Origin of the sequence: Amycolatopsis sp. NPDC051071 (assembly GCF_040682875.1) — a bacterium.
GTDB lineage: Bacteria > Actinomycetota > Actinomycetes > Mycobacteriales > Pseudonocardiaceae > Amycolatopsis.
In genome coordinates this window covers 1-21,081 of sequence record NZ_JBFBBY010000106.1, presented here as the reverse complement: position 1 = coordinate 21,081, position 21,081 = coordinate 1, and the positions used below count along the sequence as shown (strand labels likewise).

At 69.4% G+C, this 21,081-nt stretch carries 23 protein-coding genes; 13 read left to right on the top strand and 10 right to left on the bottom strand.

Annotated elements, in window-relative coordinates:
- The first annotated feature begins 19 nt into the window (after window positions 1–19).
- Window positions 20–460, top strand: coding sequence for a helix-turn-helix domain-containing protein (locus tag AB0M65_RS28275; protein ID WP_364033887.1), 441 nt, complete (start codon window positions 20–22; stop codon window positions 458–460).
- Window positions 461–468: 8 nt separating this feature from the next.
- Here the strand turns inward: AB0M65_RS28275 and AB0M65_RS28270 are convergent, their stop codons facing one another.
- The gene (locus AB0M65_RS28270) at window positions 469–1,425 is read right to left on the bottom strand and encodes a zinc-dependent alcohol dehydrogenase family protein (protein WP_364033884.1); all 957 of its coding nucleotides are present in this window, start codon (window positions 1,423–1,425) and stop codon (window positions 469–471) included.
- Between the two features lie 79 nt (window positions 1,426–1,504).
- Here AB0M65_RS28270 and AB0M65_RS28265 point away from each other — a divergent pair, with 79 nt between their 5' ends.
- Window positions 1,505–2,140, top strand: a complete 636-nt coding sequence (locus AB0M65_RS28265) for a helix-turn-helix domain-containing protein (RefSeq protein ID WP_364033881.1) — start codon at window positions 1,505–1,507, stop codon at window positions 2,138–2,140.
- A gap of 372 nt (window positions 2,141–2,512) precedes the next feature.
- On the opposite strand, the gene AB0M65_RS28260 is transcribed toward AB0M65_RS28265, so the two are convergent.
- Both AB0M65_RS28260 and AB0M65_RS28255 read right to left on the bottom strand, forming a co-directional pair.
- Window positions 2,513–3,607, bottom strand: a complete 1,095-nt coding sequence (locus AB0M65_RS28260; RefSeq protein WP_364033878.1) for a winged helix DNA-binding domain-containing protein — start codon at window positions 3,605–3,607, stop codon at window positions 2,513–2,515.
- 1 nt (window position 3,608) lies between these two features.
- Window positions 3,609–4,772 (bottom strand): epoxide hydrolase family protein, encoded by a 1,164-nt coding sequence (locus tag AB0M65_RS28255; RefSeq protein ID WP_364033875.1) that lies wholly within the window; start codon window positions 4,770–4,772, stop codon window positions 3,609–3,611.
- A gap of 63 nt (window positions 4,773–4,835) precedes the next feature.
- Here AB0M65_RS28255 and AB0M65_RS28250 point away from each other — a divergent pair, with 63 nt between their 5' ends.
- Window positions 4,836–5,801 (top strand): YafY family protein, encoded by a 966-nt coding sequence (locus AB0M65_RS28250; protein ID WP_364033872.1) that lies wholly within the window; start codon window positions 4,836–4,838, stop codon window positions 5,799–5,801.
- 161 nt (window positions 5,802–5,962) lie between these two features.
- Here the strand turns inward: AB0M65_RS28250 and AB0M65_RS28245 are convergent, their stop codons facing one another.
- From AB0M65_RS28245 to AB0M65_RS28235, 3 genes are all read right to left on the bottom strand, one after another.
- Complete coding sequence (locus AB0M65_RS28245) at window positions 5,963–6,133, bottom strand: hypothetical protein (protein WP_364033869.1); 171 nt, start codon at window positions 6,131–6,133, stop codon at window positions 5,963–5,965.
- A 255-nt stretch (window positions 6,134–6,388) separates the two neighbouring features.
- Entirely contained in the window at window positions 6,389–7,042 is a 654-nt protein-coding gene (locus AB0M65_RS28240; protein ID WP_364033866.1) for a response regulator transcription factor, read from the bottom strand.
- A complete protein-coding gene (locus AB0M65_RS28235) occupies window positions 7,039–8,256 on the bottom strand; it encodes a sensor histidine kinase (protein ID WP_364033863.1) in 1,218 nt (405 codons plus the stop codon). Before AB0M65_RS28235 ends, AB0M65_RS28240 begins: the two co-directional genes overlap by 4 nt.
- Before the next feature lie 169 nt (window positions 8,257–8,425).
- Between AB0M65_RS28235 and AB0M65_RS28230 the strand changes: the two genes are divergently transcribed.
- Window positions 8,426–9,508 carry an ABC transporter permease gene (locus AB0M65_RS28230; protein ID WP_364033860.1) on the top strand — a complete coding sequence of 361 codons (1,083 nt, stop codon included), beginning with the start codon at window positions 8,426–8,428 and terminating at the stop codon, window positions 9,506–9,508.
- Window positions 9,505–10,185 (top strand): ABC transporter ATP-binding protein, encoded by a 681-nt coding sequence (locus AB0M65_RS28225; protein WP_364033857.1) that lies wholly within the window; start codon window positions 9,505–9,507, stop codon window positions 10,183–10,185. The genes AB0M65_RS28230 and AB0M65_RS28225 overlap by 4 nt, the downstream gene beginning before the upstream one ends.
- Before the next feature lie 86 nt (window positions 10,186–10,271).
- Here the strand turns inward: AB0M65_RS28225 and AB0M65_RS28220 are convergent, their stop codons facing one another.
- Window positions 10,272–10,976, bottom strand: coding sequence for a TetR/AcrR family transcriptional regulator (locus AB0M65_RS28220; RefSeq protein ID WP_364033855.1), 705 nt, complete (start codon window positions 10,974–10,976; stop codon window positions 10,272–10,274).
- Between the two features lie 78 nt (window positions 10,977–11,054).
- Here AB0M65_RS28220 and AB0M65_RS28215 point away from each other — a divergent pair, with 78 nt between their 5' ends.
- Together AB0M65_RS28215 and AB0M65_RS28210 are read left to right on the top strand one after the other, a co-directional pair.
- Window positions 11,055–11,426, top strand: coding sequence for a nitroreductase family deazaflavin-dependent oxidoreductase (locus AB0M65_RS28215; protein ID WP_364033852.1), 372 nt, complete (start codon window positions 11,055–11,057; stop codon window positions 11,424–11,426).
- A 50-nt stretch (window positions 11,427–11,476) separates the two neighbouring features.
- Window positions 11,477–12,499 carry an LLM class flavin-dependent oxidoreductase gene (locus AB0M65_RS28210; protein ID WP_364033849.1) on the top strand — a complete coding sequence of 341 codons (1,023 nt, stop codon included), beginning with the start codon at window positions 11,477–11,479 and terminating at the stop codon, window positions 12,497–12,499.
- A gap of 421 nt (window positions 12,500–12,920) precedes the next feature.
- Here the strand turns inward: AB0M65_RS28210 and AB0M65_RS28205 are convergent, their stop codons facing one another.
- Window positions 12,921–13,835, bottom strand: coding sequence for a LysR family transcriptional regulator (locus AB0M65_RS28205; RefSeq protein ID WP_364033846.1), 915 nt, complete (start codon window positions 13,833–13,835; stop codon window positions 12,921–12,923).
- Window positions 13,836–13,943: 108 nt separating this feature from the next.
- Between AB0M65_RS28205 and AB0M65_RS28200 the strand changes: the two genes are divergently transcribed.
- Entirely contained in the window at window positions 13,944–14,924 is a 981-nt protein-coding gene (locus AB0M65_RS28200) for a DMT family transporter (protein ID WP_364033843.1), read from the top strand.
- Here the strand turns inward: AB0M65_RS28200 and AB0M65_RS28195 are convergent.
- Window positions 14,838–15,317 carry a universal stress protein gene (locus AB0M65_RS28195; protein WP_364033840.1) on the bottom strand — a complete coding sequence of 160 codons (480 nt, stop codon included), beginning with the start codon at window positions 15,315–15,317 and terminating at the stop codon, window positions 14,838–14,840. The two genes, AB0M65_RS28200 and AB0M65_RS28195, sit on opposite strands and share 87 nt — an antisense overlap.
- A 9-nt stretch (window positions 15,318–15,326) precedes the next feature.
- Window positions 15,327–16,904 carry an MDR family MFS transporter gene (locus tag AB0M65_RS28190; protein WP_364033837.1) on the bottom strand — a complete coding sequence of 526 codons (1,578 nt, stop codon included), beginning with the start codon at window positions 16,902–16,904 and terminating at the stop codon, window positions 15,327–15,329.
- An 86-nt stretch (window positions 16,905–16,990) separates the two neighbouring features.
- On the opposite strand from AB0M65_RS28190, the gene AB0M65_RS28185 reads away from it, so the two are divergent.
- The 5 genes from AB0M65_RS28185 to AB0M65_RS28165 all read left to right on the top strand — a co-directional run bounded on the left by AB0M65_RS28185 (window position 16,991) and on the right by AB0M65_RS28165 (window position 20,933).
- Window positions 16,991–17,572 carry a TetR family transcriptional regulator gene (locus AB0M65_RS28185; RefSeq protein ID WP_364033834.1) on the top strand — a complete coding sequence of 194 codons (582 nt, stop codon included), beginning with the start codon at window positions 16,991–16,993 and terminating at the stop codon, window positions 17,570–17,572.
- A gap of 101 nt (window positions 17,573–17,673) precedes the next feature.
- Window positions 17,674–18,201, top strand: coding sequence for a toxin-antitoxin system HicB family antitoxin (locus AB0M65_RS28180; protein ID WP_364033831.1), 528 nt, complete (start codon window positions 17,674–17,676; stop codon window positions 18,199–18,201).
- Window positions 18,202–18,319: 118 nt separating this feature from the next.
- The gene (locus AB0M65_RS28175) at window positions 18,320–19,165 is read left to right on the top strand and encodes a DUF4097 family beta strand repeat-containing protein (protein WP_364033828.1); all 846 of its coding nucleotides are present in this window, start codon (window positions 18,320–18,322) and stop codon (window positions 19,163–19,165) included.
- A 32-nt stretch (window positions 19,166–19,197) separates the two neighbouring features.
- Window positions 19,198–20,148, top strand: coding sequence for an ATP-binding cassette domain-containing protein (locus AB0M65_RS28170; RefSeq protein ID WP_364033825.1), 951 nt, complete (start codon window positions 19,198–19,200; stop codon window positions 20,146–20,148).
- Window positions 20,145–20,933 carry an ABC transporter permease gene (locus AB0M65_RS28165; protein WP_364033822.1) on the top strand — a complete coding sequence of 263 codons (789 nt, stop codon included), beginning with the start codon at window positions 20,145–20,147 and terminating at the stop codon, window positions 20,931–20,933. The genes AB0M65_RS28170 and AB0M65_RS28165 overlap by 4 nt, the downstream gene beginning before the upstream one ends.
- Window positions 20,934–21,081 lie beyond the last annotated feature (148 nt).

Here is a 21,081-nt window from a genome sequence, read left to right as displayed (position 1 = left end):
GCAACTCAATGGAGGAGTGATGGCGGGTGACGCGGTGTGGACCGATCCCGGCTGCCCGGTCGCGCGGGCGGTGGACGTCTTCGGGGACCGGTGGAGCCTGCTGATCGTGCGGGACGCGATGGACGGGGCCCGCTCGTTCACCGATTTCCAGGTGCGTACGGGAATCGCCCGCAACATCCTCGCCGACCGGCTCCGCAAACTCGTCGCGCACGGCCTGATCGCCCAGGTCGAGCCCCCGTCGGGCAAACGCCGGGTGTACGCGCTCACCGAGGCGGGCAAGGATTTGTTCCCGGTGATCGTCACGCTCCGGCAATGGGGTGAGCGCCACGCGTTCGAGGCGGGCGAGGCGCGTTCGGTCCTGGTCGACGAACGCGGCGAGGTCGTTCCGCCGGTGGTTCCCGTGGCCGCGGACGGAATGCCGCTGACCAGTGACACGACCTCCGTACGAGGGCGTGGCTAAACCGACCACTAAGGCGTCAGCACGATCCTGCCGAACACCTCGCCGTCGTCCATCTTCCGATGCGCCACCACGGCTTCCTCCAGCGGCAGGAGTTCGTGCACGACGGTGTGCAGCTCCCCACGTCCCGCGGCGGCGAACTGCGCGACCTGAACGGTCCTCTGCTCGGGGCCGGGAACCGTGTCCGCGCTGAAGGTCGCGAACGACAACGACTTCCGGAACGCCGCCAGCATCCTGGTGCCGAAGTCCGCCGGTGGCATACCGGCGACCACACCGACGGCCACCAGACGACCGTTCGGGGCAAGCCGGTCGAAGAAGGACGGCATCTCCGCGCCGGCGATGATGTCGATGACGACGTCGTAGCCCGCCGGACCGTCTCCTTCGCCGGACCGGTCCAGGACGTGGGTCGCGCCGAGTTTCCGCAGGCGATCGCCGCGTTCGGCCGACGACGTCGTGACCGCCACCGCGCTCGCGCCGTCGCGGGCCGCGAGCTGCACCACCATGATCCCGATGCTGCCGGCCGCTCCGCGCACCAGCACCGACTCGCCGGGCTGGAAGTGGGCGTGGGCGAGCGCGAAATGTGCCACCATTCCCGAACTCCCCAGTGTCACCGCGTCTGCGGCGGAGAGGGTCGCGGGGAGAGGGACGATCTTCTCGGCCGAGGCGATCGCGTGCTCGACGTAGCCGCCACCCGTGCCGGTGAAGGCCCACACACGCCGCCCGGCCCAGGTCGGGTCGACGCCGTCGCCGGTCGCGGTGACGACGCCCGCCACTTCACTGCCGGGGATATGACCTTCCCGGAATCCGTACTCTGCCAGCGCGCCCCTCCGGATCACGGCGTCGACCCCGCCGACGCCGATCGCCTCGACGGCGATCACCACCTGTCCGGCCGCGGGAACCGGGACCGGGAGGTCGATGACCGCCAGGCCCTCGGGGCGGCCGAACGCCTGAATCTCGATTGCCTTCACTTTTCAGCTCCATGGTCGGGGATCGATGACCAGGCGGACGTTAACGGACGCCCCCGTCCGGTTGGCTAAAATGAGAGTGGTGACCGACCGATTGCCTCAGATCGCGCGTTCCGACGCCCTCGACAACCGCGAGCGCCTTCTCGAAGCGGCCCGCGAACTGTTCGCGACCGAGGGCCTGAACGTGACGATGCGGGAGGTCGCCCGGCGGGCAGACGTCGGCCCCGCGACCCTGTACCGCCACTTCCCGACCAAGGAGATCCTGGCGACGGAGGCCTTCGCCGACCAGATGCGCGTATGTCACGTCATCGTCGACGAGGGACTCGCCGACCCGGATCCGTGGCGTGGTTTCTGTCTCGTCATCGAGAAGATCTGCGAGGTACACGCCCGCGACCGGGGTTTCACCGCGGCCTTCGTTTCGGCCTTCCCCGGCGCGATGGACTTCACCGCCGACCGCGACCACGCACTCAGGGCACTCGCCGGACTGGCAGGCCGCGCCAAGGACGCCGGGAAGCTGCGGCCCGACTTCGTCGTCGACGACCTGATCCTCATGCTCATGGCCAACGGCGGCATCCAGGCCACCTCGCCCGCCGCGCAGGTCGCGGCATCACGGCGCTTCGCCGCGTTCGCGATCCAGGCTTTCCGTGCCACCCCGAAACAAGCGCCGCTACCGCCGGTGGCACGGCTGGCGCTCGCGGTGCCGGGAAAGAACCTCTGAGGAACGGGGAGTCCTGCCTCACCGGACCGGCCGACGGAGCCAGACCCCGCACACCTGAGTTCGGCATCCAGCACGTGAGATCCGCCTTCAAGCACGCGAATTACGCCTTCAAGCACGCGAGTTACGTGTTCAAGCACGCGAGTTACGTGCTTGAGCACGCGAGTCACGCCTTCGCTCTGGCCGCCAACCCCGCGAACAAGTCGGTCACAGCGAGCCCGGGCACCACGCCACCCTTGATTTACCCCTCAATAACCCTAGTTGCCCACTCACGATCACCCGGTGTTCGCTCGGACAGCAGGACGCCACCGGCCGACGCGGGCTCGTAGCAGCCGCCGCTGAAGTACCGCGTCATCGCGGGCCTCTCGCGGTACCTCATGATTGTCTGAATTGGACGGTGTGATCGGCGCCGGGAGCCGCGAAAGCGAGCAGTCGCAAGGCTTCCGCTTCGATCGCCTCGCGGTCGGCAGCGGAGATCGGGCGCAGCGGGACCACGGTCAGCCCGCCCGTCCGGTCCCGCGTCCAGCTTGCCGCCACGGTGCCGTCGACGAGGACGGTGGCCGCGACCGCCGCGCCCTGGCAGATCCGCCGCCGGATCTCCTCGGTCATCACGCGGGTGCGGTCGGCGTGTGCGAGCAGCGTCGCGTCGAACTCCGGGAGGAGCCGGACGGGTGCGGGCAGGTCGGCCGACGGAAGTTCGCGCTCCGGCAGGTCGAACAGTTCGCGGCCTGATTGATCGGTGTAGGTGCGCAGTTCCGGCCGCAGTTGCTCGAAGACCTCGCGCAGCCCGCCCACCCCGGACCAGCTCCGCGCGTCGGCGACGGTGGCGGGCCCGAACGCGGCCAGGTAGCGCCGGACCATTTCGCGCACGTCCTCGGCGGTGGCGGCCTCGGGCACGCCGGGGAATGCCGCGAACGGGGTCGCACCGCGTTTGCCCCAGGTCCCGCTCGGGGCGGGGTGCACCACCGGGAGCAGGTACTGCACGGTCCAGCCGAGCGCGTTCGCGTCGGCGCCCGGCCGGGTCAGCGCGAGCGCCCGCCCGAGTTCGGGACGGGAGAGGACGACGCCGTCGGCGAGCCGCCCGGCCGCGTCGGCGACCAGTTCGCCGAGGTCGGCACCGGTGGTGCGACTGCCGAACGCGTTGCGCTGCACCCGCCGCAGCAACGGCGCCAGCGCCGGCCGGACGAGCCGGAAATCGGCCGCCGACATCAGGTGCTGGGTGGCCCGCATCATCGTGGAGCGCACCAGGGTGCCGTTTTCGATGGCGGTGGTGAGGTCCTCGATGGCGAACGTTTCGAGCCGGTTCCAGAGTGCGAGGTACGGCAGATCCGGGTCCTGCGCGTTGAGGCCGAAGACGTGCTCGGCCGCCGCGGCCACGCCGAGATCGACGCGGCCGAGCAACAGTTGCCGGTCGAGGAGGGCGCGGTTGAGCACACGCGGGCTCAGTACCGCGGTCCCGCGGGAGCCCACTTCAGCGCACCTTCCGGAAGAACACGCGGACGTCGTCGACCAGCGCTTCGGGCGCTTCCATGGCGAGGAAGTGCCCGCCGTGGCCGAGTTCGGTCCAGTGCACGATGTGGTGATCGCGTTCGGCCCAGCGGCGGACAGTGACGTCATGCGCGGAAACGAGCACCCCGGTGGGCACGGTCGCCTTCGCCTCGCCGCCCCAGTCACCCGAGTCGCCGCCGCTCCAGTCGTTCGCCGAGATCTCCTCGTAGTAGATCTGCGCCGCGGACCCGGCGGTACCGGTGAACCAGTACAGCGAGACGGTGGCGAGCATGCGGTCACGGTCCACGCACTCTTCGGGCAAGGCGTCCTCCGGCATGGTCAGTTCCTTGAACTTCTCCACGATCCACGCCAGCTGACCGGCGGGCGAATCGTGGAGGCCGTAGGTCACCGTCTGCGGGCGTTGGGAGTTGCACCGCAGGTAGCCGTCGTTGAAGTCCTGCATCGACTGCCAGCGGCGCTGGTCGGCCTCGGGCAGGTCGTCCAGTTCGCCATCGGCCCCGATCGGGAACGAGATCATCGCGTTGAGGTGCACGCCGATGACGTGCTCCGTATCCTGTTTGCCGATCTGGGGCCCGACCCACGAGCCGGTGTCGTAACCCTGGACGCCGTAACGCTCGTAGCCGAGATCAGCCATCAGCCGGGCGAACAGGCCCGCCATCTTCGCGGCGTTCATACCCGGCCCGGCAAGCGGTGTGGAGAAGCCGAAGCCCGGCAGTGACGGGATCACCAAGTGGAAGGCGTCGGCCGGGTCACCGCCGTGCGCCCGCGGGTCCGAAAGCGGCCCGATCACGTCGAGGAAGTCGGTCACCCCGCCCGGCCAGCCGTGCAGCAGGACCAGGGGAGTGGCGTCCGGTTCCGGCGAGCGGACGTGCAGGAAGTGCAGGTTCTGGCCGTCGATGGTGGTGAGGAACTGCGGGTGCGCGTTGAGCGCGGCCTCCTGTGCCCGCCAGTCGAACCCGGTGCGCCAGTACTCGGCGAGTTCGGTGAGGTAACCGGCGGGCACGCCCCGGCTCCAGCCGACCCCGGGCAGCTCGCCGGGCCACCGGGTGGCTGCCAGCCGGGCGGCGAGGTCGTCGAGCTGCGTCTGCGGGATGTCGACCGAGAAGGGGTGGATGTCCTGTGTCATGAGAACCACGCTAGAAGCCGGTTAGGACAGATTCGGTCCTAACCGGCGGGCATACTCGAAAACATGTTGGAGACCTCGGCACGGCTGCTGAAACTCCTGTCGTTGCTGCAGACCCACCGTGACTGGCCGGGCGCAGACCTGGCCGAACGTCTCGGCGTCACCACGAGGACGGTGCGGCGCGACGTGGAACGGTTGCGGGAACTCGGCTATCCGGTGCACGCGCTCCAGGGCACGCCCGGCTACCGGCTCGGCGCGGGCGCCTCCCTGCCTCCTCTGCTGCTCGACGACGACGAAGCCGTCGCGGTGGCCGTCGGGCTGCGTACCGCCACCAGCAGTTCGGTCACCGGAATCGAGGAGACCGCGTTGCGTGCGCTCACCAAACTGGAGCAGGTATTGCCGTCACGGCTGCGGCACCGGGTGAGCACACTGCAGAACGCGACCGTGCGCGCCGGCGTGGCACCCGGCCCGAAGATCTCGGCAGACACGCTGATGACCATCGCGGACGCGTGCCGCCGCCACGAACGCCTGCGCTTCGACTACACCAGCCCGCGCGGCGGAGCCTCCCGCCGGGACGTCGAGCCGTACCGCCTGGTCAACTTCGGCAGGCATTGGTACCTCGTCGCCTTTGACTGCGACCGCGACGATTGGCGCACCTTCCGGGTGGACCGGCTCATTCCGCGTCCGCCCACCGGCCCCCGATTCACCGGGCGCGACCTGCCGTACGACGACGTCGCGACCTACCTGGCGCACCAGCTTTCCGCACGCACCTGGCCGTGCCAGGCGACGGTCACCCTGCACGAATCCGCCGACACCGTGGCGGACCGGGTGTGGCCGGGCATGGGTGCCGTCGAAGCCGTCGACGAGCACAGTTGCCTGCTGCACCTCGGCGCCGAGACACCCGCCGACCTGGTCTGGATGATCACCTCGGTGCAGACCGACTTCACCCTGGTCAGCGGGCCACCCGAAGTCGAAAGCGCGCTCCGGCGGCAGGCGGAACGCTGCTTGAACGCGATCGCCCGGGACCGCTGACCAGGACTGGTCCTGGCGCGGAAACCTACCGGGGCACCCATTGCCGCGAATCCCTGGTGGCTTTCGCAACTCCGACACAACCCCCCGGCGTGAGAACGGTCCACATCGGACACTCATCGACGGCGGCCGCCGGAATCGTGGTGTTGCCCCTCCCGGGAGTCTCAGCGGGCGGGGACGGCCAGGCGTGGGACGGCGAAGAGCGCGGGCCGGTCGCTCGCGTGGCCGGACCTGCGTAACACTCGTCCCACGGCCATGAGGACGAGTCCGGCGCCGAGTCCGATGGTCGCCCACACCGTCGGCGCCGCGTTCCAGCGCCCATCGCCACTCTCCATTGTGGACAAAGTGTGATCGCGCCCGTCATTGCCGCGAGCAGGAACTCCGGCGCCGGTGAGCATGACCGTGCCTTCCGGAATCCGGTCCAGGGCGTGGGGAGCAGGAGCGCGCCCAGGATCGTGCCGATCCCGTTGCCCGCGAGCAGAAGCGCGACGCCGGATCCTGCATCGCCCCCTCGGCGGGCATGTCCGCCGTCTGCCGGCGGAGGTCATGAACGCGGCCGACCACCATCTCCACGGGATCCTGGATCACGACTAGCTCCCGGCAGGGTGTCGGCGGCGGATGAGTCCGCGGTCCGTCGCGCTGGCGACGGCGGCGGTGCGGGAATCCACATTGAGTTTGCTGTAGATGCGGGCCAGATGTGACTTGACGGTGCCTTCGGTGAGGTGGAGCCGGTCGGCGATGGTCCGGTTCGAGGCGCCGCCGGCGACCAGCGCGAGGACTTCGATCTCCCGGCGGGTCAGGGCGGCGCCGGGTAAGCGCAGCCGGTTCATGAGCCGGTCCGCGACGGTGGGGGCGAGCGTCGTGCCCCCGGCCGCGGCCGTCCGTACGGCGGTGATGAGGTCCTCGGGTGGAGCGTCCTTGAGAAGGTAGCCGGTGGCTCCGGCCTCGATGGCGGGCAGGGTGTCGGCGTCGGTGTCGTAGGTGGTGACGATCAGCACCCGGGGTGCGCCCGGTCTGGCGGTGATCGCCGCGGTGGCCTCGGCCCCGTTCATCCCACCGCCGAACTGCAGATCCATGAGCACGACGTCGATGTCGTCTTCGGTCGCGCGAGCGACGGCGGCTTCGGCTGTCTCGGCCTCGTCGACCACGACGAACCCGGGTTCGGTCTGCAGCAGCGCGCGCAGGCCTACCCGCACCATCGGATGATCGTCGGCAATCAGCAGCCGGATAACGGATTCGGTCATGAGCGGGCCTCTGATGTGGTCTCGGTGGCCGGTGCGCGCGGCAGGCGTGCGGTCAGCGTGGTGCCCCGGCCGGGGTCGGATTCGATGGTGAAGGTGCCGTCCAGTGCGTGGACGCGGGCGCGTGTCGCCGCCAGGCCGAAGCCACCGCCTTCGGTGGCGAGGAGCGGCGCCAGGTCGGCGTCGAAGCCGATGCCGTCGTCCACGACGTCGAGGGTGACGTGCTCTTCGAGGTGGTGGAGGGTGATCTCGGCGGTGGTGGCGACGGCATGGCGGACGGTGTTCGCGAGCCCGGCCTGCGCGACGCGCAGCAGGGCGACCTCGTGCGCGACCGGGAAGGGCCGCGGACTGCCGGTGACGCTGAAGTGCGCGGTGATCCGATGGCGGGCGCCGACGGTGGCGCACAGGCGTTCCAGCGCGTCCTCCAGGGTGCTGCCGTCCAAGGCGGGCGGCGTGAGGGCGGCGACGAACCGGCGGGCCTCGGCGAGGTTGTCGACGGCGGCTTGGCGGGCCTGCTCCACGTACTGGGCGGCGGCCGACTCCGGCAGATCCCGGCCTGCCGCCCGCAACAGCAACTGGATGCTGGTCAGTCCTTGGGCGAGGGTGTCGTGGATCTCGCGGGCCAGTCGCTCGCGTTCCGCCAGGACCCCGGCGGTGTGCTGCGCCTCGGCCAGCTCGGCGCGAGTGGCGGTGAGTTCCTCGATCAGGCGCCTCCGCTCGTCGCTTTCCCGGTACAGCGCTTGGTAACCCCACACCACCGCGATCGCGACGGCGGCACCGAGCGCCGGGCCGATCACGACGGCCAGGGTGAGGGAGCCTTGGTGGGCGGCGAAGGCGATGATCGCGGCGAGAGCCGTCGCCACGACCGCTGTCGCCCCCAACCGCCGCGACAACAGGTGGAGCTGGAGGAAATACAGCGGGAAGGCGACCCACACCCCGTCAGCGGTCAGAATGATCAGCACCAACCAGGCGGCACCCACCGCGGTCAGCCAGCCGGTGGCGGCCTGCCGGGACCGGCGGACGCGGGGCAGGCGCGGGCCGATCGCGTAGACCAGGCCGCACGCCACCGCCACGGCGACGATCAGGCCGGCTCCAGGCCGTCCGTCGGCGATGGCCCGGCCGCCCGCCAAGGCGAGCAGACCGGCGACCAGCAGATGGAGGCACCAGTTCAGGGCCCTGCTGGTCGGTGTCGGGGTGGGGGTGGCTGAGGCGTTCACAATAACCCCAGGTTACGGAGCCGGAACGTGATCCGCCTCTATCGAAAGATGGAACCGGGGTGCTGTCTTGTGGCTCGCGAAATGCGGTCTCCGGAGGGATGTCGCACGTGGACCGGACGGCGAAGCTGGAGGCCTACCGCCACCACCCCGGAAAGGACAGGCCGCAGCCGTGTTCGTCGCCTGGAGAGACCTGAAGTTCGCCAAAGGACGCTTCGCCCTGATGGGCAGTGTCATCGTGTTGATCACCCTGCTGGTCGGCCTGCTGTCCGGATTGACCGCCGGGCTGGGCGAGCAGAACATCTCGGGCATCACCGGCCTGCCCGCCGACAAGATCGCTTTCGCCGCTCCCCGCGGTGGGCAGGACCTGTCCTATACCGACTCCACCGTCACCGAAGAGCAGTGGCGGCAGTGGGGGAGGGCTCCCGGCGTCACCGCCGCCGAACCACTGGGGATCACCGTCACCAAGGCCACCTCCGGTGACCGGAGCGCTGGGATCTCCGCCTTCGGCGTCCGGCCCGGTTCCGCATTGGTGCCGGAAGGCGGCGCACCCACCGGCTCCTCGGTGGTGCTGTCCAAGACGGCCGCGGACGACCTCGGTGTCCACAGTGGCGGGACCGTCACCGTCGCCGGTCGGCCGTTGACGGTGGCCGCCGTCGCGGGCGACGCCTCCTTCAGTCACACACCGGTGATCTGGATGGACCTCGGCGTCTGGCGCGAGATCGGCCGGCCCGCCGTCGATGGCCGCCCGGCCGCGACGGTGATCGCGCTCAGCACGTCCGGTGCCGACGTGCCCGCGACCGACGAGGCCGCGGGCACCAAGACGGTGTCCAAAGCGGACTCGTTGTCCGCGATCGGGTCCTACTCCTCCGAAAATGGGTCCCTGCAGTTGATGCGTGGCTTCCTGTTCGCCATCTCCGCGTTGGTGGTCGGAGCCTTCTTCATGATCTGGACCATCCAGCGCAGTGGTGACATCGCCGTCCTCAAGGCACTCGGCGCCTCCACGGCCGGTCTCCTGAAGGACGCATTGGGGCAAGCCGTCGTCCTGCTCACCGGCGGCACCCTCATCGGTACCGGCCTCGCCGCCGGTTTCGGCGCGGCAGTCTCCGGATCGGCGGTTCCCTTCGTCCTCGATCCCGGCACCGTTCTCGGCCCGGCGGCCGTGATGATCCTGCTCGGCGGCCTCGGTGCCGCACTGTCCCTGCGACGCGTCACCGCCGTCGACCCGCTGACCGCACTGGGGAGTGCCCGATGAGCCTCGACCTGACCGACATCACGCTCACCTATCCCGACGGCGAGGCCCGGCTCACCGCCCTCGACCGGGTGACCCTGGCCGTTCCATCGGGCAGCCTCACCGCTGTCGCCGGTCCGTCCGGCTCTGGGAAATCCAGCCTGCTGGCGGTCGCGGCCACCCTCATCGCCCCCGACACGGGCACCGTCACGATCAACGGCGGCGACGTCACCGGGCTGAGCCGCGCCGAACGCGCCGGCCTGCGCCGCCGCGAGATCGGCATCGTCTTCCAGCAGCCCAATCTCCTGCCGTCCCTGACCGCCGTCGAACAACTGCAGGTGATGGCTCAGATCGACGGCCGGTCACCGGCCAAGGCGACCGGCCGGGCCAGGGATCTGCTCGACGCCGTCGGTCTCGCGGCCTACGAGCGGCGGCGGCCGCATCAGCTGTCCGGCGGCCAGCGTCAGCGCGTGAACATCGCCCGGGCCCTGATGAACGAACCTTCCGTCCTCCTGATCGACGAACCCACCAGTGCGCTCGACCACGAACGAGGTGCGGCCGTCATCGACCTCATCGCCCGGCTGACCCGCGAGTGGGCCACGGCGACGGTGCTGGTCACCCACGACAAGACCCATCTGGGCGCGGCCGATCAGATCGCGGAAGTACGCGACGGGCGCATCGCCAGCCAGGCCTTGTGCTGACCCTTCCGGCTTTCACACAGAGAGCGACGAGTATGTCGTCCAGAGGTACACGGAACTCCCCGCGCGATGGTGTCGTGCCTGGGCGATCAGCCCGAAATGGTTCCGGACGTCGACGCTTTCCGCGGCGAGTCACGGGACTGAAGGGATCCCCGGCGGGCTTCGAGTCCATCCAGGATGAGATCCAGCCCGTAGGCGAACTCGCTCGTGTGGTCGTAGCCCGGCTTCAGGGCGTGGTCGGTGATCAGTTCCGTGAGGTAGGGGAGCTCGCCCTCGGGCAGGTGCTCGAGGATGCCGCCCGCGACCTGCTCGACGTCGTTCCGGGTGGTCACCGGGAGATTCGCCTCCTGGAGGACGAACCCGCCCACGTAACTGTCGATGAGCGAGACGGCGTGCACGGCCATCGGAAGCGTGAACCCCGCCCGTCGCAGGACACCCAGGACGGCGTCGTGATGCCGGAGCGTCGACGGCCCCGGGTTGCGCCGGGAGTCCACGAGGCCGAGTGCCCAGCTGTGCCGCGCCAGCACCGCGCGCGCAGACGAAGCGCGCTCGCGGATCGCGTCGCGCCAGTCGGCTTTCCCCGTATCGGGCAGGTCGATCGCCGCGAACACCGCGTCGACCACACCGTCGAGGATGGCGTCCTTGTTCGGTACGTGGTGGTAGAGGGACATCGCCTCCACGCCCAGTTCCTGGGCCACCCGCCGCATCGTCATCGCCTCCACGCCGCCGCGATCCGCGACCTGGATCGCGGCTCGCAGCACGCGGTCCCTGGTGAGCGATTGCCGTGGTGACACTGGTGGCTCCTCGAGGTAAGGGTGTTGACAACCTTACCGGCGTAAGCCAGCCTTACGGGCGTAAGGAAGGAGGCCGCGATGCCGATGCCGAAATGGTGGGGCCAGGTCACGAAGCGGTTGTTCAACCCCCGAGTGCTCGCAAGGGGGACTTATCCGGTGCTGATCCACGTCGGCCGTGCCTCGGGCGAGACCTACCGCACACCACTGGACGCGCATCCGGTGGACGGCGGCTACGTATTCGTGCCCGTGTACGGGCCGGGTGCGGACTGGGTGCGGAACGTCTTGGCGCACAAGGGGGCGCGTCTTCGCATCGACGGGAAGGAGGTGGAGCTGGCCGCCCCCCGTCTCGTCGGAAGAGACGAGGCGTTCCGGGCTTTCGCCGACGAGGTCGCCCGCCCGCCGAAACTGCTCCGTATCACCGAATTCCTCCGGATGGATCTGGTCGCCTGAGACACCGGCACGGCGGGAATCAAATCGGGCTTCCGGACGCTTGCAGGTTTGTGAAGAAGATTGGATTCCTGTCGTTCGGCCACTGGTCGGCGAGTGCGCATTCCGAGACCCGGTCCGCCGCCGACTTCCTGCATCAGTCGATCGACCTGGCGGTCGCCGCCGAGGAGCTCGGCGTGGACGGCGCGTACTTCCGCGTGCACCACTTCGCCCGGCAGGCAGGCAGCCCGTTCCCGTTGCTTTCGGCGATCGGCGCGCGGACCTCGAAGATCGAGATCGGCACCGGCGTGATCGACATGCGCTACGAGAACCCGCTGTACATGGCGGAGGACGCCGGCGCCGCCGACCTCATCTCCGGTGGCAGGCTGCAGCTCGGCATCAGCCGGGGATCCCCCGAGCAGGTGATCGACGGCTGGCGGTACTTCGGTTACGCCCCCGCCGAGGGCGAGACCGCCGCCGACATGGCAAGGAACCGCACCGAGGCCCTCCTCGAACTGCTCAAGGGCGAGGGCTTCGCGACACCGAACCCGCGGCCGATGTTCGCCAACCCGCCGGGATTGCTGCGGCTCGAGCCGTACTCCGAGGGACTGCGCGAGCGGATCTGGTGGGGTTCCAGCTCGAACGCGACCGCCGTCTGGGCCGCGAAGCTGGGCATGAACCTGCAGAGCTCCACGCTCAAGGACGACGAGACCGGGGAGCCGCTGCACGTCCAGCAGCGCAAGCAGATCGAGGCCTATCGTGAGGCGTGGAAGGAAGCGGGCCACCCGCGAGAGCCGCGAGTGTCGGTCAGCCGCAGCATCTTCGCGCTGACCAGTGATCTGGACCGGGCCTACTTCGGCCGCGATCGCGATTCGCGCGACCAGGTCGGCATGATCGACGAGACGACCAGGGCGATCTTCGGCCGCTCGTACGCCGCCGAGCCGGACGAGCTCGTGCGGGCGCTCAAGGAGGACGAGGCCATCCAGGCCGCGGACACCCTGCTGCTGACCATCCCGAACCAGCTCGGGGTCGAGTACAACGCCCACGTGCTGGAAAGCATCCTCACCCACGTGGCGCCGGAGCTCGGCTGGCGCTGAGGGATCGGCTGATGCCGGAGTTCGGCTAACCCGCTGACGGTGCAGCTTGCCGCTGAAGGGTTGGCTGGCGCCGGGGCTCGGGCTGGCGCTAATGGTGCAGCTTGCCGCTGCCGGTACGGCTAGTGCTGCGGGGGCTCCGGCGACAGGAGAGCCTGTTGCGAAAGCCACTTCGCAACCTTCGACGTTGCGAAACTGGCTTTCGCAACACCCGCCTTGACCTACAGCGACTTCGTGACCTTGATTCCCCAGGCCGCCGATCTGCGGGGTTGACTTCCGCTCAGGTCGAACAGCAGATCGGCGCCGTGGTTCCGGCTCGGGCGTACGCCGACGGCGGGCTTATCCGTTGGCGTTCTTCGACTTGCACCTGCGACACCGCGGTCACCTGCTCGGCGCGCCCTCTCCGCTGTTCCCGGAGTGAACTTCATTCCCTGAGCGGGCGACGCGGCCGGAGGCGGGGTTGCGGGCCCCAGCTGCGAGCCGCCTCCACCAGCGCGGCGACGCATTCGGCGATGGCGGGGCGCGTTTCGCCATGGGGTTGCACGGCGTAGAGCTGCCGGTGCAGTGGGGGAGCGAGTGCGGTGCACACCACGTCCGGCGGCGCGATCGTGGTGGCCATACTCGGGACGAGCGTGACGGCGCCGAGCCCGGCGACGACGGCGAACTGGGTGCCGAAACCGCTGACCGTATGCCGCACGGTCGGCTCGATACCCCGTTCGCGCAGGGTCTGGCGCAGCCAGGCGTTCGCGAGGTTGGGGCGGGCCCACGCGACCCAGATCTCATCCGCCAGATCCTCGGCGCGCACCGACTCCTCGCCTGCCAGGCGATGTCCGGCGGGGAGCGCGATCATCGCCGAGTCATCGCGCAGGACGGTCCAGCGGGTGTTCGGCGGCCTGGTGAGCGGCAGGTTCTCCCAGGTTTCGACGACCAAGACGTCGAAGACCCCGTCGGCGAGCGCGGGCAGGGCCACTTCCGGTTCGACCTCGTGCAGCCGGGCCTCGATGCCGGGGTGGCGGACGGTGAGGCCGGTCAGCGCGGGCGCGATGAACGTGTGCACCCCGGACGGGATCGCGCCGATCTCGACAACGCCGGTGGTCGCCCCGGTGAGCGAGTCCAGATCGGCGCGGGCGGCGCGGAGTTCGGCGAGGACGCGGTCCGAGCGTTGCGCGAGCAGCAGACCCGCCGGGGTGAGGCGGACACCGCGTCCGTGCCGGACGAGGAGCCCGGTACCCGCCTCCCGTTCCAGTTTGGTCAGCTGCTGGGAGATCGCCGACGGCGTCACGTGCAGCAGTTCGGCCGCCGCCGCGAGCGATCCGCGCCGCCACACCGCGTGCAGCATGCGCAATCGCTCCACATTGGACAGGTCGCCATTCGTTAGCCGAGCTTAACCCTCGCGGTAAGAGGATCTCGCTGGTCCTTCCGGCCACCGTGCGATCGAATCGAAGACATGCCCCACTCCCGAATTCTCGCCGATCCGCGGACGCAAGGACTGCTCGGCGCACTCGCGATCGCCTTGTCCGCCCCGCTCGTCGCGCTGTCCGGCGTGAGCTCGACGACCGCGACGTTCTTCCGCTGCCTGTTCGCGTTGCCGATCCTCATGGTGCTGGCCCGGGCGCGGGAACGGGGACACCGCCACAGCCCGGCCGCGCGACGGCGGCACGTGCTGGCGGGCGTCCTGCTCGGCATCGACATGGTGCTGTGGAGCGAGGCGATCCTCTCCGTCGGCGCGGGCGTCGCGACGGCCTTGGTCAACATCCAGGTCGTCCTCGTCCCGCTGGCCGGGCTACTGTGGTTCGGCGAGCGGCCGTCGCGGTTCTTCTGGATGTCGATCCCGCTCATGCTGGCGGGTACGGCGCTGGCCGGGGGACTGGCGGACGGCGGCACCGCGGGCAGCGATCCCTGGTACGGGACCGTCATGGCGGTGCTGGCGGGCGTCGCCTACGCCGGTTACCTCATCCTGTTGCGCCGGGCCGGAACCGAAGGCGGCGGCCGCACGACGATGCTCGCCACGGCGACCGCGGCCTCCGCGACGGTGGGCGGCCTTTCGGGTCTGGTGGCGGGAAACCTCGACGTCACGCCGACGGCGTCGGCGTTGCTGTGGCTGCTTTTGCTGGCCGTGACCGCGCAGGTGGTCGGCTGGCTTCTGGTGGGGAAGGCGTTCTCGGCATTGACGGCGAGCGGCGGGTCCGCGGTGCTCATGCTGCAACCCGCCGCCGCGATCGTGTTCGGGGCCGTCCTGCTCGGCCAGTGGCCGACCCCGCTTCAACTCACCGGGTGCGCGCTCGTCGTCGCCGCCGTGGGAGCCGTCTCGTTCTTGGGCAGCAGGTCAAGGCACTGGTCGTCAAGGTACAACGAGCACCGGCCAATGCCCGGCCTTGATGAGCTTCGTCGCGACCGAGCCCGCGAACCGGTGTCCCGCCTTCTGTGAGGCACCGACCACCACCGTGTCGACCTGGCTGCGGTCGGCGGTGTCGCGTAACGCGGTGTACGGGTCGCCGTAGGTCTTCAAGAAACTGACCGGTACCTCCAGTTCCTCGGCGGCCGCACGGATCTGCTCGCGGAGTTCGGCGTACACCTGCAACGTCGTGTCGTGCTCGACCGTCGCCGCGACCGCCGGGCCGAGGTTCGTCAGCGCCGTCCGGCAGACGACGAAGGTGACGATCAGCCTGCCGCTCTCGCGTCGCGCCATGCCGAAGGCGAAGGCCGCCGCCCGCATGGCCGTGTCGGAGCCGTCGACCCCGACCAGGATGGCCCGCCCCGGATTCCCCCGGGGCGGGCCGAAACGCTCCACAGTGGACTCGAAGGCCCCCGGCGCGCTCATCCCGGGCGCCTATCCGGCGACCGGGTCGGACGCCGGCTCATCGGTCTTCGTCTCCACGTCGAGGGTCGTGCGCAGGGTGAGCGGTTTCAGCAGCAGTGCCGCGATCACGCCGACGACGCCCACCGCCGCGGAGATCAGGAAGATCTGCGCGGTCGCGTCGCCGTACACGGTGTGCACGACCGTCTGGACCTCCGGCGGCAGCGCCTTGAGGTTCAGCGCGCTGACGCTGCCCGTCGACGCCTGGCCTTCCGGCACGTGCAGTGCGGTGGACAGGTCGGCGGTCACCCGGTTCGCGAGGACGGCGCCCAGCACCGAGACACCGATGGTGCCGCCGAGCGAGCGGAAGAAGGTGACGGAAGCGCTCGCGGAGCCGAGATCCCGCAAGGGCACGGTGTTCTGCACGGCGAGCACGAGGTTCTGCATCGTCATGCCGACACCGATGCCGACGATCGCCATCGCGACACCGACCAGCCACAGCGGCGAGGCGTGATCGACCGTGCCCAGCCCGAGGAACCCGATCACCAGGGTGATCGTGCCCGCCACGAGGTAGGGCTTGATCGAGCCGGAGCGGCTGATCAGGCGCCCCGTGACGGTCGAGGACACCAGCACACCGGCCATCAGCGGGATGGTCAGCAGCCCGGCCTCCGTCGGCGTGTAGCCGCGGCCGATCTGGAAGTACTGGCCGAGGAACACCGCGCCGCCGAACATCGCCATGCCGACGGCGAGACTCGCGATGATCGCCAGCGCGGGGGTGCGCTGGGTGATGATGTGCAGTGGTACGACGGGTTCCTTGACCTTCCGCTCCACCAGCAGGGCGAACGCGAGGAGCACGACACCACCCGCCACCATGAGGGCGGTCTGCCACGACAGCCAGTCGAACGAGTTGCCGACGAACGAGACCCAGATCAGCAGGACACTCACCCCGGCGGCGATGAGACCGGCGCCGAGGTAGTCGACGCGTACGTCGTCCCGGCGCACGGTCTCCAGCTTCAGGGTCCGTTGCAGCACGATGAACGCGAGTACCGCGATCGGCACGCCGACGAAGAAGCACCACCGCCAGCCCAGCCACGGCACGTCCACGATCAGGCCGCCGAGCAGCGGCCCGCCGACCGTGGCGACGGCCATGACGGCACCGAGGTAGCCGTTGTAGCGGCCACGTTCACGCGGCGGGATGATCGCCGCGATCACGACCTGTACCAGCGCCTGCAGACCGCCGACGCCGATGCCCTGGAACGCGCGGGCGGCGATCAGCTGTCCGGTGTTCTCGCTGAAACCACTGATCATCGAACCGATCACGAAGATCACGATCGCGATCTGGACCAGCGTTTTCTTGTTGTACAGGTCGGCGAGTTTGCCCCAGAGCGGGGTGGTGGCCGTCGCCGCCAGCAGGGTGGCCGTGACCACCCACGTGTACTGGGTCTGGCTGCCGTTCAGTGAGCCGATGATCAACGGCAGCGCGGTCGACACGACCGTGGAGCTGATCATGGCCACCAGCAGCGCGAGCAGCAGCCCCGACAGCGATTCGAGCACCTCGCGGTGCCCCATCGCGCCGGACGGCGCCTCCACCGTGGTTCCTTCGGTCTTCATGACGTCCCTTCGAGCCTGGGGTCAATTATTGCCCACTGTGCAAACTTGCACAGTGGGCACTTTATTCCGATGGCTACGCTGTCCTGGTGGACACCCTCGACACGCTCCGCACCCGCAAAAAGGCGGCGACGCGGCACGCGCTGCACGAGGCCGCGCTGCGCCTGGCGATGGAGCACGGTCTCGACGGCGTAACCGTCGAGGACATCGCCGACGCGGCGGGCGTGTCCCGGCGGACCTTCTCCAACTACTTCGCGAACAAAGAGGACGCGATCCTGCACGCCGACCGCGAGCGCACCGGGGCGCTGGTGTCGCTGGTCGAAGGCAGGCCGTCCGGCGAGAAGCCGTGGCCGGCGCTTCGCGCCGCGTGCCAGGAGCTGTACCGGGCGCAGCCGGTCCCCGACCGCGAGTGGGTGGCGCAACTGCGGCTGCTGCGACGGCATCCGTCACTGCTCGCGCAGCAGGCCAGTGACCAGTTCGCGCTGGAGCGTGACCTGACGGCGGTGCTGCTCGCCCGGGGGCACGGCCTGGACCTGGAGCTGGCCCGGCTCACCGCGGCGACGTTCCTCGCCACCCTGCGGACCGGGAACGTGCTGTGGCTCGAAGGGTCGGAGGAGCAGTCGCTTCCCGACGTCGTGGACCGGCTGCTGAGCCGCGTCCGCCTTCGCTGAAGCCTCAATTCCCAGGCGCTGGCCTGCGCAGACGCCACTTTGGCGTACCGTGATGCCACTATGTACTTGCGTTGGCGCCACGGTGGTGCCATAGTGGCGTCATGGACTTGACGCCGTTTGTGGACAAGGTTCGCCGAGAGCTCGCGGTCGCCGCCGAGGCGGGCGGGGCGGAGGCGAGCGCCCTCGCCGAACGGTTGACCGCGCCGCTCACGTCGGCCATCCACCTCACGCTGCTGGAGGCGCTTTCGGCCGCGTCGGACGAGATCACGCGGGATCTCGCGCCCGGTTCGGTCGAGGTCCGGCTGCGGGCGGGCGAGGCGAGTTTCGCCGTCAGCGTTCCCGCTGCCGGGCCGTCGGAGCCCGTCGGCTCCGGCTACGTCGCTCCGGCGCCGCAGCCCGAAGAGGCCGTGGTGCCGGATGACGAGGGCGCCACGGCAAGGATCAACTTCCGGCTTCCGGAGCACCTCAAGGCACGAGTCGAGGAGGCCGCGGCCGCACAAGGCCGGTCGGTCAACGCGTGGCTCGTCCGCGCCGCGTACGCCGCTTTGCAGCCGTCGGCCCAGTCCGCCCCTGCCACTCCGACCGGCGGCCGCCGCTTCGCGCAACGCTACACCGGCTGGGTCAGCTAGGGCGTGTCTGGCAAATCTGGTCGCCTGGGAGCGAAGACCGCGACCAGATTTGTCAGACACGCCCTAGAACCGGCTGACCAGCACAAACATCCAACGCACCACTTTTGAGGGGACAACCATGCCTTCTTTCGCCACTCCCGAACCGATCCTCGTGGACGTCGATCCCGTTGTCGGGCACGTCCGCATCGTCGCCACTGACCGCACCGACACGGTCGTCGAAGTCGCTCCGGTCGACAAGACCGACGAGTCCGACGTCAAGGCCGCGGAACAAACCGTCGTCGAATTCTCCGGCGGCACACTTTCGGTCAGGGCGCCGAAAATGCGCCTGATCGACTTCTCCCGCAAGACGAGGTCGATCGACGTGACCATCGAACTGCCCACCGGCTCACGGCTGCAGGGCCGCACCGGACTCGGCGACCTCCACGTGACCGGACGGCTCGGCGAGTGCCGCTACAAGTCCGGCACCGGGAGCCTCCGGCTCGACCGCACCGGCAGGCTGAACGTGCACACCGCCGCCGGGAACGTCACCGTCGAGCACGTCGACGGCAACGCCGACGTCACCACGAGTACCGGGCGTGTGCACATCGGCGAGATCACCGGCACCGGCGCGATCAAAAACTCCAACGGTCTCACCACCATCGGAGCGGCGGGTGGCACACTGCGCGTCCGCTCGGCCAATGGCGACATCACCGTCGAGCGGGCCGAAGAGGGAGTCGACGCCAAGACCGCCAACGGAACGGTCCGGGTACTGGACGCGGCCCGTGGCACGCTCACGCTCGAGAGTTCGCTGGGCGACATCGAAATCGGGCTTCGCGAGGGCACCGCGGCCTGGCTCGACGTGAAGACCAACTTCGGCCGGGTCCTGAACGACCTGGACACCGCCACCGAGCCCGGCGCCACGACCGACAAGGTCGAAGTACACGCCAGCACCTCCGTCGGCGACATCATCGTCCGCCGTTCCTGACCCATCCGGCCTTACCCACCAGGGGGAACATCATGAGCCACCCGGCCATTTCCGCGACCGGACTGCGCAAGTCCTACGGCGACAAGGTCGTACTGGACGGCATCGACCTGCATGTCCCGACCGGCACCGTCTTCTCCTTGCTCGGCCCCAACGGCGCGGGCAAGACCACCACCGTCAACATCCTGTCCACTTTGATCACCGCGGACGGGGGCGCCGCGACCGTCGCCGGAGCCGATCTGGCCACCGATCCGGACGGCATCCGCTCCGCGATCGGCCTCACCGGCCAGTTCTCCGCGGTCGACAACCTGCTCACCGGCGAGGAAAACCTGTTCCTCATGGCGGATCTGCATCACCTGCCACGCCGCGCGGGCCGCCGACGCGCCGCCGAACTACTGGACCGGTTCGAGCTCACCGAAGTCGCCAAGAAGAAACCCGCCACCTTCTCGGGAGGCATGCGCCGCAAACTGGACCTGGCGATGACGCTGATCGGTGACCCCAAGGTCATCTTCCTCGACGAGCCGACCACCGGGCTCGACCCGCGCAGCCGCCGCACGATGTGGCAGATCATCCGGGACCTCGTCGCGAACGGCGTGACGATCTTCCTCACCACGCAATACCTGGACGAGGCCGACCAGCTCGCCGATCGGATCGCCGTCCTCGACGGTGGCCGGATCGTCGCGCAGGGCACGCCCGACGAGCTGAAGCACCGAGCGCCCGGTGGGCATATGCAGCTGCGTTTCCCCGACAGTTCGGCGTTGCGGCTGGCGTCCCGCGTCCTGCAAGTGTCCACATCGGACGAAGAGGGCCTGGCGCTGCGCGTGCCGACCGACGGCACGGTCACCGCCCTCCGCGCCGTGCTCGACCGGCTCGAGGCCGAAGCCGTCGCGGTCGACAGCCTCACCGTGCACACCCCGGATCTCGACGACGTGTTCCTCAGCCTCACCGGTCACCGGACCGAAGCGACCAAGGAGATGGCCCGATGACCACCCTGTCCCTGTCGATGCGCGACTCGGCGACCATGCTGCGCCGCAATCTCCGGCATATGCAACGGTATCCGTCGCTCACCATCATGCTGGTCGGCCAGCCCATCGTGTTCCTGCTGCTGTTCGTGTACGTCTTCGGTGGCACCCTCGGGAACGGGCTCGGCGGCGCGGGCGGCCGGGCCGAATACGTCGGTTACGTCACGCCCGCCATCCTGCTCATCACCGTGTGCAGTGCGGCGCTCGGCACCGCCATCTCGGTCGCGACGGATATGACCGAAGGCATCATCGCCCGGTTCCGCACCATGGCGATCAGCAAGGCCTCGGTGCTGACCGGGCACGTCGTCGGCGCACTCATCCAGACGGTGTTCGCGCTCGCCGTCGTCTTCGGCGTCACCCTGCTCGTCGGCTTCTCGCCGGCGGCCGATGTCGGCGAATGGTTCGCGGTCGCCGGCTTGCTGTTGCTGCTGACCATCGCGCTCACCTGGCTTTCGGTGGCACTGGGCCTGGCGGCCAAAAGCGTCGAGACGGCCAGCAACTCGCCGATGATCTTCATGCTGCTTCCCTTCCTCGGCAGCGGTTTCGTCCCGACCGACTCGATGCCCGCCTGGCTGCGCTGGTTTGCCGACTACCAGCCGTTCACCCCGATCATCGAGACGATCCGGGGGCTGCTGCTCGGCACTCCGATCGGCGGCAGCGGGCCGATCGCGCTCGGCTGGTGTGTCCTGCTCGCACTCGTCGGCTACGGGTGGTCGAAGTCCTTGTTCGCCAAGGAACGTGACCGCTGAGCTGCTTGGTTCTTGCTTAATCTCCCAAGTCGCTGTGGACCGAGGGGCGAGGGTGGGGCAGGCTCCGCCGCATGTCCTGAAGGCCCCCTTTGAGACGTTCAACGTCTCAAAGGGGCGCGACCGGATCCCGGCGACCGCGATCATCCAG